11 protein-coding genes are annotated in these 11,603 nt (G+C 71.3%); 3 read left to right on the top strand and 8 right to left on the bottom strand.

All coding sequences use genetic code 11. The annotated features are described in order from the left end of the window. The first annotated feature begins 73 nt into the window (after positions 1–73). On the top strand, positions 74–1,447 hold the full coding sequence (locus CNX65_RS13135; protein ID WP_096493041.1) for an endo-1,4-beta-xylanase: 1,374 nt from the start codon (positions 74–76) through the stop codon (positions 1,445–1,447). A gap of 84 nt (positions 1,448–1,531) precedes the next feature. Here the strand turns inward: CNX65_RS13135 and CNX65_RS13130 are convergent, their stop codons facing one another. The 8 genes from CNX65_RS13130 to CNX65_RS13095 all read right to left on the bottom strand — a co-directional run bounded on the left by CNX65_RS13130 (position 1,532) and on the right by CNX65_RS13095 (position 9,388). Then, entirely contained in the window at positions 1,532–1,975 is a 444-nt protein-coding gene (locus CNX65_RS13130) for a hypothetical protein (RefSeq protein ID WP_096493040.1), read from the bottom strand. Positions 1,976–2,183: 208 nt separating this feature from the next. Then, the gene (locus CNX65_RS13125; protein ID WP_157767624.1) at positions 2,184–2,618 is read right to left on the bottom strand and encodes a hypothetical protein; all 435 of its coding nucleotides are present in this window, start codon (positions 2,616–2,618) and stop codon (positions 2,184–2,186) included. A gap of 31 nt (positions 2,619–2,649) precedes the next feature. Next, complete coding sequence (locus CNX65_RS13120) at positions 2,650–3,084, bottom strand: hypothetical protein (protein WP_096493038.1); 435 nt, start codon at positions 3,082–3,084, stop codon at positions 2,650–2,652. A gap of 39 nt (positions 3,085–3,123) precedes the next feature. Continuing rightward, positions 3,124–3,573 carry a hypothetical protein gene (locus CNX65_RS13115; protein ID WP_157767623.1) on the bottom strand — a complete coding sequence of 150 codons (450 nt, stop codon included), beginning with the start codon at positions 3,571–3,573 and terminating at the stop codon, positions 3,124–3,126. A gap of 284 nt (positions 3,574–3,857) precedes the next feature. Continuing rightward, positions 3,858–4,625 (bottom strand): hypothetical protein, encoded by a 768-nt coding sequence (locus tag CNX65_RS13110; RefSeq protein ID WP_157767622.1) that lies wholly within the window; start codon positions 4,623–4,625, stop codon positions 3,858–3,860. 315 nt (positions 4,626–4,940) lie between these two features. Further along, entirely contained in the window at positions 4,941–5,381 is a 441-nt protein-coding gene (locus tag CNX65_RS13105; RefSeq protein ID WP_096493035.1) for a hypothetical protein, read from the bottom strand. 39 nt (positions 5,382–5,420) lie between these two features. Beyond that, positions 5,421–5,870, bottom strand: coding sequence for a hypothetical protein (locus CNX65_RS13100; RefSeq protein WP_096493034.1), 450 nt, complete (start codon positions 5,868–5,870; stop codon positions 5,421–5,423). 23 nt (positions 5,871–5,893) lie between these two features. Continuing rightward, the gene (locus CNX65_RS13095; RefSeq protein WP_096493033.1) at positions 5,894–9,388 is read right to left on the bottom strand and encodes a PPE domain-containing protein; all 3,495 of its coding nucleotides are present in this window, start codon (positions 9,386–9,388) and stop codon (positions 5,894–5,896) included. A 287-nt stretch (positions 9,389–9,675) separates the two neighbouring features. Between CNX65_RS13095 and CNX65_RS13090 the strand changes: the two genes are divergently transcribed. Further along, the gene (locus tag CNX65_RS13090; protein WP_309141974.1) at positions 9,676–10,293 is read left to right on the top strand and encodes an RNA polymerase sigma factor; all 618 of its coding nucleotides are present in this window, start codon (positions 9,676–9,678) and stop codon (positions 10,291–10,293) included. After that, the gene (locus CNX65_RS13085; RefSeq protein ID WP_096493031.1) at positions 10,286–11,551 is read left to right on the top strand and encodes a hypothetical protein; all 1,266 of its coding nucleotides are present in this window, start codon (positions 10,286–10,288) and stop codon (positions 11,549–11,551) included. Before CNX65_RS13090 ends, CNX65_RS13085 begins: the two co-directional genes overlap by 8 nt. The last annotated feature ends 52 nt before the right edge of the window (positions 11,552–11,603 follow it).

Here is an 11,603-nt window from a genome sequence, read left to right as displayed (position 1 = left end):
GTTCGGTCAGTATATGTTTCGGTTAAGGCTCCTAAAACTTTCAGCCACTCCTCCCCCACGAAGGTGCTGAACCATGAAGCTGACATCGAGGTCAGTTCCGAGGACCGCCCTGGGCGCCGCCCTGCTGTCGGTCACGACGCTGGGCGCCGCGCTGCTGGTGAACGCGCCCGCCGCGCAGGCGGCGACCACGCTGGGCGCGTCGGCGGCCGAGAGCGGCCGGTACTTCGGGGCCGCCGTGGCCGCGTACAAGCTGAGCGACTCGGTCTACACGGGCATCCTCAACTCGGAGTTCACCTCGGTCACGCCCGAGAACGAGATGAAGCTCGACGCGACCGAGCCGACGCAGGGGCAGTTCACGTACACCAACGCGGACCGGATCGTGAACCACGCGGCGGCGCGCGGCATGAAGGTGCGCGGGCACACCCTGGCGTGGCACTCGCAGCAGCCGGGGTGGATGCAGTCGATGGAGGGCGCGCCGCTGCGGTCGGCGATGCTGAACCACGTCACGCAGGTCGCCACGCACTACCGGGGCAAGATCGACTCGTGGGACGTGGTGAACGAGGCGTTCGCCGACGGCGGTGGCGGCGGCAGGCGCGACTCGAACCTGCAGCGCACCGGCAACGACTGGATCGAGGCCGCGTTCCGCGCCGCCCGCGCCGCCGACCCCGGCGCGAAGCTCTGCTACAACGACTACAACACCGACGACTGGACGCACGCCAAGACGCAGGCGGTGTACCGCCTGGTGCAGGACTTCAAGACCAGGGGCGTGCCGATCGACTGCGTGGGCTTCCAGTCCCACTTCAACCCGGCGAGCCCGGTCCCGTCGAACTACCAGACGACGCTGGAGAACTTCGCCGCGCTGGGCGTGGACGTGCAGATCACCGAGCTGGACATCGAGGGCTCGGGTTCGGCGCAGGCGAGCAACTACGACCGCGTGACGCGGGCGTGCCTGGCGGTGGCCCGGTGCAACGGGATCACGGTGTGGGGCATCAGGGACACGGACTCCTGGCGGGCCTCGGGCACCCCGCTGCTGTTCGACGGCAGCGGGAACAAGAAGGCCGCGTACACGTCCGTCCTGGCGGCCCTGAACGGCGGCAACACGCCGCCGACGTCGACCACGACGACCACCACCACCACGACGACGCCCGGCGGTCCGGCGGGGTGCACGGCGGCGGTGTCGCTGAACTCGTGGAACGGCGGGTTCGTGGCGACGGTGAAGGTGACCGCGGGGTCGGCGGCGATCAACTCCTGGACGGTGACGACGAACCTGCCGTCGGGGGTGTCGGTGACCGGGTCGTGGAACGCGGAGCGGACCGGGACCAGCGGCGCGGTGCAGTGGCGGAACGCCGCGTACAACGGGAAGGTGGCGGCGGGGCAGTCGACGGAGTTCGGGTTCCAGGGGACCGGGAGCGCGGGGACGTTGACGCCGAGCTGCTCGGCGGGCTGAGGTTGGTTGCCCGGCAGGGGTTTTCGGGGCCCGGCGCGTGGTGCGCCGGGCCCCGGCTCTTGGGGCTGGGGTTCGCGGACGCGGTCAGCTCGTGGGCTGCCCGGTGGCGCGGGGGAACCAGTCCGGGACGTAGTCGGGCTCGCGCGGGAAGCGCTCCAGGTCCAGGGCGAACGCCTCGAGGGGGACCGGCGTGGAAAAAGCCGGTTCCCGCTCCCACTCGTAGCTGATCGAGCACTTGCCCGGTCGCTCCAGCTTGTAGTACCCGCTGAACCAGGTCCCCTGCCCCTCGGCGTACATGCCGCTGCGCAGGTCCTGGAAGAGGTACCAGACGTCCTCCGGCGGGAACCACTCCCTTGTCCCCCCACCCGCGACGCGCAACCCGACCCGCAGCCCCAGGTGCGCGCCGACGTGGTGGTGCTCCAACTCCAGGTACTCCCAGTCCGCGGGCAGGGATTCGAGGAGCACCCCGGTCATCTCATCCAGGACTTCCTTCTGCTGCACCGGGTTGAGCTTCAGCCACTCCGCCACGCCCGCCCCCCTCCCGATCCGGCGCCGCCGACGGCGCACTGCGCGCTCGGCGCCACGCCCCGACTCGCACATCTGCTGCCGCGCCCAGAGCAGATCGGGGTTCCCCGGAATCCGCCCAACGGGTCACCCGGGATGTCCAATCCGAACACGAGGCCGCTCTCGCAGGACGGGTGCGTGAGTTCATGACGCCACCTCGACACCCGGCCGGTTACGCCTCCACCGCGAGCTTGCGCTTCAACCACTCCGGGATCCTCCCCTCCGCGCGGGGAAAGTGCTCGAGATCCAAGGCGTAAGCGCTCCCCCTGAGCGGCGGGATGAAAACCGGCTCGCTGTCGTAGTCGTACTCGACCCGATACCGCCCCGGCGGTTCAACCGTCACGGTAGCGGTGAACCACGCCCCCGCGCCCTCCGCGTACATCCCGCCGCGCAACCGCTTGAGCAGCCGCATGGCCCGCACGGGCGGCACCACCCTGCGCCGCTCACCGCTCTCGTCCGCGCACAGGAAGGTAGCGGTGTCAACACCGATCGTGGACCGGAAGGACAACTGGAGCCACCGCCACCCCGCAGGCGCAGCGGACACCAGCTCCCCGCCGACCTCGTGAACGATCTCCTGCTGCTCCTCAGGCCCCAGCACTTCGCTCATCACAACCGCTCCCCCTGCCCATCACCGGACATCAAGCGCTGGAACGCACCCGGAACCAGTCCGGCACGTACTCCGGATCACGCGGGAAGCGCCTCAACTCCAGATCGATCTCGTCAGGGGGCGGAGCCGCGGAGAAAGCGGGCTCCTGCTCCCACTCGTAGCTCACCGAGCACCTGCCCGGCCGTTCGAGCCTGTAGAGGAGGCTGAACCAGGTCCCCTGCCCCTCGGAGTACATCCCGCTGCGCAGGTCCTGGAAGAGGTACCAGATCTGATCGGACGGGTTCCACTCCCGACCCCCACCACCCGCGACGCGGAGCCCGACCGCCAGGCTCAGGTGGTTGCCGACCTGGTGGTGCTGAAGTTCGAGGTAGTCCCAGTCCTGGGGCAAGGCGTCCAGGACCATCCCGGTCACCTCGTCCAGGATCTCCCTCTGCTGCAAGGGGTTGAGCTTCTGCCGCTTCGCCATGTCCGGCGATCCTCTCCGTTCAGCGCTGCCGGGGGCGCGCTACGCGCTCGACGCGGCGATCTGCGCCTGGTGCTCGGCCTCGGCGATCTCGGCGAGCCGCAACTGCTCCCGGAGCCAGTCCGGGACGTGCTCGTCGTCGCGCGGAAAGGCCTCCAGGTCCCTGGCGTACGCGACCGGGTGCAGCGGGGGCCGCCAAGCCGGTTCGTCGTCGAAGTTGAACTCGACCCGGTGCCCGCCGTCCGGGAACACCGTCAACTTCGCCGACAGCCACGTCCCCCGCCCAGGCTCGTACATCAGCCGCCGAGCCCGCACGAGATCGTTGCCAACCACCCTCGGCAACGGCATGGACAGAGGCGCGCCCCCACCGTCGGAGCTGACCTGCACCCCGAACACGTGCATCATCGAACAGAGCTTGGCGTCCACGTCGACCCGCGTCCACCCACGGGGCGCCTCGGCCGCGAGCGCCGTGACAGCCCGCTCCAGGTGCATCGATTCAACCCCTCGCTCAGGAACGCCCTCCCCCGCGAAGGACCGGCCCAGCGTAGTCGCCGAACCCACGCCCGACACCGCTTTCGCCGTTCCTCGTGAGTCAGCCCTCAGCGGGGTCCCGGTTCGCCCGTGCCTTCCAGCCGTCGACCTTGCTGCAAACATCTTTGCGGCGGCCTACTCCCACAACCGCCTGACGATGTCTCCTCAAAGCGGCTCCCGCAAAAACAGCTCAGGGCCTCCCTTGACACGACAACAGAAAACCCTGAACTGCTCCGCGGTGAGCGTCAGGACACCGAACGAGCCCGGAGCCAGTCGGGAGCCCGCTCCGAGCCGGGCAGTCCCAGTTCCACGAGGTACGCCTCGTCCGAAGGCGGATCGACCCAGGTCGGCTCCTCCGTGCGGTTCGTGGACACCTTCTCCCGACCATCGCCGGAGAGCTCCACCTTCGCCGAGAACCACGGCCCGTGTTCGGTGCGCCGGGTCATGGTGCGCAACTCGCGGAACCGCTCGGCCACCGCGCGAGGCGGGTTCCACTGGACCACCGCGCCCACGGCGTTCTGCACGAGCGCGGCCACCTCAGCGTGATGCCCGATCTCTCGGAACTGCACCTGCACGTACCCCCAGCCCGCAGGCAGCACTTGGCGCAACTGGTCGGTGACCCGCTTGACCTGGTTGGCCTGCTCCTCGTAGTCCACCCGGTCAGGCAGCGCAGGCGGTTCGACGCCCATCGTTTCCAAGGCCCAGCGCGGGGTGTTCTCCGGAGTGCGCGGCCACCGGAGCAGGTCGTCGGCGAGCACGGCCGGGTCGAGCGGCGGGTCCCAGACGGGATCGACGTCGAAGTTGAAGTCCACGCGGTAGTGGTCAGGCGGAGTCATGGTGAAGCGGATCGAGAACCAGGTTCCCGCTCCGGGCTCGTGCAGCAGGTGGCGGAGGCCGACGAACGGAGCGCGCACCTCCTCCGGCATCTCCACCGGCAGCAAGGACCCGTCACCGAGCACGGTGGCGAAGACGAAGTCCTCGACGTCAGCCGCGAACAACACCTTCAGATCCATGACGGCCCACCCCGGTGGCGCGACCGTGAGCAGCTTGCCGCCGACCCAATCGAGGGCACACCCGGCCTGCCCCTGGCCCTCCTGCTGGGACACGAGCAGAACTCCCGAGTTGGACGAACGAGTCGAGTCGGAGAACCCGCAGTCGAGGCTAGAGCACGCAGCCCTCACCGAGCCGCTTACCAGTGGCAACGTGGTATAGCGGGTACTCCGATTCCGCTGTGACCAAAATGCGGACCACGTTCGCGAACACCGACACCTCGCCTGACACGCGAACAAAGTGCTGTCCCGTGTCACCACTCGCACCTCGTGGCAAGGTCAGGCCTCAGTCTGCTCCACAGCGCGCGGGAACCAGTCAGGAACGTACTGGGGCTCGCGGGGGAAGCGCTTCAACTCCAGGACGAAATCTCCGGGAGGCGGCGGCGGGGAGAAAGGAGGTTCCTGCTCCCACTCGTAGCTCACCGAGTACCTGCCCGGCCGTTCGAGCTTGTAGAGGAGGCTGAACCAGGTCCCCTGCCCCTCGGAGTACATCCCGCTGCGCAGGTCCTGGAAGAGGTACCAGATCTGATCGGACGGGTTCCACTCCCGACCCCCACCACCCGCGACGCGGAGCCCGACCGCCAGGCTCAGGTGGTTGCCGACCTGGTGGTGCTGAAGTTCGAGGTAGTCCCAGTCCTGGGGCAAGGCGTCCAGGACCATCCCGGTCAACTCGTCCAGGAGTTCCTTCTGCTGCAAGGGGTTGAGCTTCTTCTTCGCCACGCCCAGTGGTCCTCTCCGTCCGGCCCTGTCGGCGACACGCTACGCGCTCGGCGGCGCGCTCTGCTCCTGGTGCTCGGCCTCGGCGACCTCGGCGAGCCGCAACTGCTCCCGGAGCCAGTCCGGGACGTGCTCGTCGTCGCGCGGAAAAGCCTCCAGGTCCCTGGCGTACGCGACCGGGTGCAGCGGGGGCCGCCAAGCGGGGTCCTCGTCGAAGTTGAACTCGACCCGGTGCTCGCCGTCCGGGAACACGGTCAAACTCGCCGACAACCACGTCCCCCGTCCCGGCTCGTACATCTGCTGCCGGGATCGGACGAGGTCGTTGCCGACCACCTTCGGCAACCGCATCGACAGAGGCGCACCCCCACCGTCGGAGCTGACCCGCACTCCGAACATGTGCATCATCGTGCAGACCTTGGCGTCCACGTCGATCCGCGTCCAACCGTGGGGTGCCTCGGCGGCAAGCGCCGTGGCGGCCCGCTCCAAGCGCATCGGCCGACTCCTCCCTGGGTACGTCATCTCCGATAGGGAACCGGGTCAGCGTAGTTGACGGTGTCCGGGGTGTTCGGGAAATCGACCTGCCAGGTCTCCGTGGTCGCGGGCGGACCGTCGACCTCCTGGGTCCAGCGCATGGTGACCTGCGCGGGAACCCCGTTCTCCTGGCGCTCCATCTCCACCTGGTAGTTGGAGATCCGCTGCCCCGGCGCGGCGTCGAAGGCGGCCAAGTCCTTCTCGAAGGAACGCCAGCTCGCGTCGTAGACCCATCCCTCCCTGTTGTGGCCGCTGTTGGAGGCGTTCATCTGCGCGAACATGTTGATGTACTCGCCAGGACCGCCGGACTCGTTCGCCGCGAGGTGTCCGCCCGCCCACTTGACCTCGGGGTAGGCGGCCTTGCCCTCGCTGTTCGCGCGACCCTGCGCGCTGTAGCCGCCCGAGTCGTCCCTGCGGTTGCTGTCCGACTTCTGGTACTCGGGCTCGCCGGTGACGGAGGTGGTCTGGCCGTGCTGGTTGGTGTGGAACTCCCAGTTGTTGTCGACCTTGTAGGTGACGTCGCCCAGCAGCGGGTAGTCGAGGTCGGGGTTGAAGCCGTCCTTCTTGGTGCCCGAGGTCGCCTGCGCCCACTTGATGTCGCCGTTGGCGTCGGTGAAGAAGTCGGTCCTGGTGCCGTTGGGGTTGCGCACCGTGTACTGGGTCTCGGGGGTGAGCTTGCCGGTGGCCGGATCGACGTGGTCATCGAGAACGTCCGGGTGCTTCGGCACGGCGGGGACGTTCGGATCGGTGGACTCCACCGGCCTGGGCGGACCAGCGGGATCGCGGACGCGGCCACGCTGCTCGTCGAGGTCGATCTCGACGGGCGAGCCGGGACGGCCATCCGCATCGGGCCGCGTGTACGGCGGCGGGTAGTCGCCTGACGGGCCGCGGGTCGGTCCGTCGTAGTGGACGACTCGCGACGGGGTGACTTCCGGCAGGTACTGCTTGGGCGACGGGACCGGGGCGTGCTGGTCCAACTGGTCGTTATCAGGTTCGGTGCTGTCAGCAGCGCGGTCCTGGGCACCATCCGCATCGCTGTGGTCGGCGCGGTGGTGGTCCGGGGTTTGGGGGACGTAGCCGTCGTCGCCTGCGCGGGTGGTGGTGCCGTCGGGGCGGTGGGTGTTCCACTCGCCGTTCGGGGGGATTCGGGGGCGGCGGGTGCCGTCGGGGGCGATTTCGGCGTCGCTGGTGTAGACGCGGCCCGCGTTGTCGGTCCAGGCGGGTTTGGTGGGGGCCAGGACGTCGGCGTTGGTGTGGCGGGCCAGGCGGTCGGCGAAGGTGTTGGAGCCTGCGTCGCAGCCGATGAGGCGGATGGGGGTTCGGCCGTCCCAGCCGGTGCGTCGGAGGAGGTCGCCGTACTGCTCGGGGGTGTAGGTGTTCGGGCCGATGCGGGCTCGGCCGTCGGGGGTGATGTGGACGTCGGCGGTGAAGTAGCGCGGGTCCGGGGGGACTCGGTGGGGGAGGTCGCCCATGGTGGGGTCGCCTCGGTGGTGGGAGACGCCTGAGGGGGTGGTTTCGCCGTGGTGGGCGTGGGCCTCGTCGATACTCGGGGTGTCGTGGTGCGCGGGCGGGAGGTTGTGGTCGGGCGCGGCGGGGTGGTTCGGGGCCGGGTGGCCCGCGTCCGGGTGGCCCGCGTCCGGGGTGCGGGGCGGGGTGTCCTGGCGGGGTGGGGTCCACGGGTCTGCCGCGCGTGGGCGGGCGCCGTCCGGGGGTGGGGCGGTGGGACGGGTGGGGTGAGGGGGGCCGCTCGGGGTGGTGTTGTGGCCTGGGGTGTTCGGGGAGTGCGGGGTGCCCGGCGTGCTGTGGGGCGGAGTGGCCGGGGTGTGGGGCGGCGAGGTGTGAGCGGGGGTTGCGTTGCTCGTGCCGGTGTGGCCTGGGGTGTGGATCGACGGGCGGGTGGGGTCCGGGGTGCGGGTGGTCGGGACGCCCGAGTTCAGGTCGCCGCGGTGGCCCGGCGTGCCCGTCCAGCCTTGGCCGCCTTGGCGCGGGGCGCTGGACGGGGTGGTGTTCGGGGTGCCGCCGCCCGACTGCGACGGGGTGCCGCCCGCGTGGGTGGGTTGGGTCGGGATCTGGGGCTGGGAGGGCTGGGTGTGCTGCGGGGCGGCGGGGTGGGTCGGGCGGGGTGGGGCGTCCGGGGTTGAGGAGGACGTTGTGGTCTGACCGCGTGGTGCGGAAGACGGGGTGTCGGTGCGCGGGGTGGTTCCGCCGCCGGTGGGGGTGTTCGGGTGGGTCGGAGTGCCGGTCGGGGTGTTGGCTGCGGGCAGGTCGGGGTCGCGGCCTGGGCGTGGGGAGGTGGGCGCCGGGTCGCCGATGTCGCGGCGAGGTGCGGACGTCGGGGTGTCCACCGGGGCGTGCGAGGAGGTTGTGGTGTCCGCGGCGGGACGGCTCGACGGCGACGGGGTGGGGCCGCCGTCGGTCGTGGGGTTCTGGCGCGGGGTGCCCGACTCCGGGGTTGTGCCGCGCGGTGCGGTGCCCGGTGCGTCGGCGGCGGACGTGTCGGTGCGCGGGGTGTCCGAGCCGGGACCGTCAGGGGTCGCGGGGGAATCAGGGGAACCGGGGGAACCAGGGGCGTCGGAACCGTCGGGGCCGTCGCCTCGGCCGCCGGGAGCGCTGCCGCCCGGCAGGTCCACCCCTCCCCCGCCGCCGCGCCGCGCGAAACCACCGGGGATCACGCTGCTCGGGTGCAGCACGTCCAACCCGGTCACCTTGCCCGCGATCCTGCCGACCACCTTGGCGATCTTCTCGAACACCTCCACCAGCCTCGCGATCATCGGCGAGACCTTCTTGACCGTGTTCAACAGCTTCCGCACGACCTCCGCGATCCGCGCCCCCCACCTCGAGATCGCCGTGACCGCCTGCGCCACGATCACCGGCGTCCCGAACCCCAGGGAGAACACCGCCTCCAACACCCACGCGATCAACTTGCCCACCAGGTCGGCGATCAGGTCGCGCACGAACTCGCGCACGAACCCCACCACCATGCCCATCAACCCGACCACCGTGCCCACCGCGCCCGCCGCCGACGCCGCGCCCGAGAGCGCGTCGCCGTGCTCGGCCGCGCCGCGGTGGTACGCCTCGGCAGCCGGACCGGTCCAGCCCTCGGTGCCGGAGGCCACCGCCGACGCGTAGTCGGCCGCCACCGCCTTCAACTCCTCCGCGACGTTGTCCCACGTCTGCGAGTACGAGTCGATCACCGGCGGGTTCCCGGCCAGCCAGTCCAGCATCTGCTTGAGCGGCTGCATGTGCTCCATCAGGAACGACGCCGCCGACGACAGCAGCGTCCCGAACGGGTCCACCGCCAACGACGCCACGTCCGCCACCAGGCCCACCGTGCCCAGCCCGGCCTCGATCCAGTTGCCCTCGGCGAACCCCTTGTAGGTGTCCATCGCCGACTCCGCCAACGAGATGCCCGTGGCCCACCCGTTGTCGCCGGTCCCCGCGTTGAACAACCCGTCGGGCTCAGCCGGAGCCTGCGCCACCAGTGGATTCTCGCCAGCCACAGCCAACCGCCCCCTCGGTCGCCGTCGGGCTGCGCCGGTCACCACTCCGGCGTGCGTCACCCGAACGTGCGGCACGATTTTGACCCAAAAGGGGGCAGAGCAACCGCGTTTCGTCAAAAGACGCCGGAAATTCACGGTCAGGGGGAACAGCGACCACCCCGCAGTGAGATGTGCGCCACGTCACAGCACAACGACGCAGCGCCCGCCCCGCACGGACACTCAAGCCGGGTGTGACGACCGGGACCAGGGGACGGAACTCAGAGGTGGTGGACGGCGCGGAACCCGGCGCGGGACCACCCGACAACGCTGAAGCGGCGTGGGAGAGCGACGCCGAGCTGTGGCGCCGCGCCGCGCACGAGCGGACCGAGTCCGCGCGCGCCGCGTTCACGGCGCTGTTCGAACGGCACGCCGAGGCCGTGTGGAACCACGCGCACCGGCTCACCGCCTCGTGGACGGCGGCAGACGACCTGCTCTCGCAGGTCTTCCTCGCCGCCTGGCGCTCGCGCGCCAAGGTGGTGCTGACCCGCGACTCCGCGCTGCCCTGGCTGTACACCGTGACCGCGAACCTGGTGCGCGCCGAGCACCGCTCCGGCTCGCGGCTGCGCCAGGTGCTGCGCCTGGTGGGACCGCCCGCGCCGCAGCGCGACCACGCCGAGCGGGTGGCCGACGCGGACGCCGCCGAGGACCGGCTGCGCCGGGTGGTGGCCGCGGTCGACCGACTGCCCCGCTCCGAGCGCGAGATCGCCCGGCTGTGCCTGCTCGGCGGGGTGGGCACGGCCGACGCCGCGCAACTGCTGCGCATCACCGAGGCGAGCGTGCGCTCCCGCGTCGCCCGCGCCCGCGCCCGCCTGCGCGACCTGACCGAGGAGGACGACCGTGGCTGAGCACGGGACCGAGCACGACGCCGAGTTCACCCCGCCGGGGCGGCGGCTGCCCGAGGCGACGCGCGACGCGGCGCTGCTGCGGCTCCGCGAGGGCATGGCGGAATCGCCGCGCCGGGTGCCTGCGGCTGCGGCCGTGGTGGGCGCGCTCGCGCTGGTCGGCGCGGGACTCGCGGCGGCCTTGGTCGGTGAGCTGCGCACCGACCTCGGGACGACCGGCCCCAGCGGGCCGCCGTCCCCGGTCCGGGAGTTGCCGATGCCGGACAACAACCAGAACTACCGGGTGGAGACGGGGCCGTCGAGCGAAGAACCCGTTTGTCGCCCGGAAGGGGAAGGGATTCCCCCGGTCGAGGGGTGGACGCGGCTGGTCACCGGGCAGCACCTCGGGGTCGTGGTGACCGTCTACGACACGCCCGCCGGGGTGCTGTTCTGCGAGCGCACGCCGAGGTCGACCAGCTGGACCGGGCCGGTCGCCGATCCGGGCGAGCTGGCGGTCGCGTTCACCACCGCCAACGGCACGATCGCCGGGTTCACCGGGACCGACGAGCGGCCGTTCGGGCTGTTCGACGGGCAGCGGTCGGCCTACCCGGCGCGGGCGGGCCGGATCTTCCTCGCGCCCGCCGAGTTCCGGCCGGGGAGCGGGCTGGTCGCCCAGTACGAGGTGCGCGACTCGGCGGAGATCCAGGTCGAGCAGCCGCTGACGCCTCCGGCCGCGGCGGAGCGGCGGTTGCTCGTGGACGCGGGCGCGGGCGCGCCGTGGACCTGCCGGAACGGGCAGGCGCCGCTCGTCGACCCGGAGTTCTGGACGGCCGGGCCGGACGTGCCGGTGCGCGCGGGCGAGTCGGTGCAGGTCGCGCGGATGGGCGAGCTGCTCGCGACGTGCTCGCCGGACGACGCGCCCTTCACGCACGAGCCGCTGGCGGCCGAGTGGGACCTCACCCCAGGGCGGGTGCTCGGGGGCGGGGTGGTCGCGGTGCCGAAGCCCCACAGCTTCACCTCCGAGCTGGACCCGGAATCCGGGCTGGTGCAGACCGGGACCACGTCGCAGGCGCTGGTGGGGCTCGTGCTGGACGAGCGGGTGACGGGCGTGGAACTGGTGACGCCGGACGCGCCACCGGTCCAGGCCGTGCTGTCGGGCGGGTCGTTCGTGCTGGTGAGCGATCTGCTGGCGATGGGCGACCTGGGCGCGGCCAGCGCGGAGCTGGTGACGCGCGACGCGAGCGGGCGGGAGATCGGGCGCGTGGCGGTGCCTGTGAGGTAGCGGGTCCTCCGGTCGCGCGCCGTCCGGCGGGCGGTGCGCGACCGGGGCGCGG

Source organism: Actinosynnema pretiosum, from assembly GCF_002354875.1.
GTDB lineage: Bacteria > Actinomycetota > Actinomycetes > Mycobacteriales > Pseudonocardiaceae > Actinosynnema > Actinosynnema auranticum.
Note: the sequence above shows the minus strand (reverse complement) of the source record. Positions and strands in the feature narration are given on the sequence as shown.

What these genes read in the sequence shown, in the direction of transcription:
- CNX65_RS13135 (WP_096493041.1), top strand. Translation starts at nt 74, where the DNA reads ATGAAGCTGACATCGAGGTCAGTTCCGAGGACCGCCCTGGGCGCCGCC.
- CNX65_RS13125 (WP_157767624.1), bottom strand. Translation starts at nt 2,618, where the DNA reads ATGAGCGAAGTGCTGGGGCCTGAGGAGCAGCAGGAGATCGTTCACGAG.
- CNX65_RS13120 (WP_096493038.1), bottom strand. Translation starts at nt 3,084, where the DNA reads ATGGCGAAGCGGCAGAAGCTCAACCCCTTGCAGCAGAGGGAGATCCTG.
- CNX65_RS13115 (WP_157767623.1), bottom strand. Translation starts at nt 3,573, where the DNA reads ATGCACCTGGAGCGGGCTGTCACGGCGCTCGCGGCCGAGGCGCCCCGT.
- CNX65_RS13110 (WP_157767622.1), bottom strand. Translation starts at nt 4,625, where the DNA reads ATGGATCTGAAGGTGTTGTTCGCGGCTGACGTCGAGGACTTCGTCTTC.
- CNX65_RS13100 (WP_096493034.1), bottom strand. Translation starts at nt 5,870, where the DNA reads ATGCGCTTGGAGCGGGCCGCCACGGCGCTTGCCGCCGAGGCACCCCAC.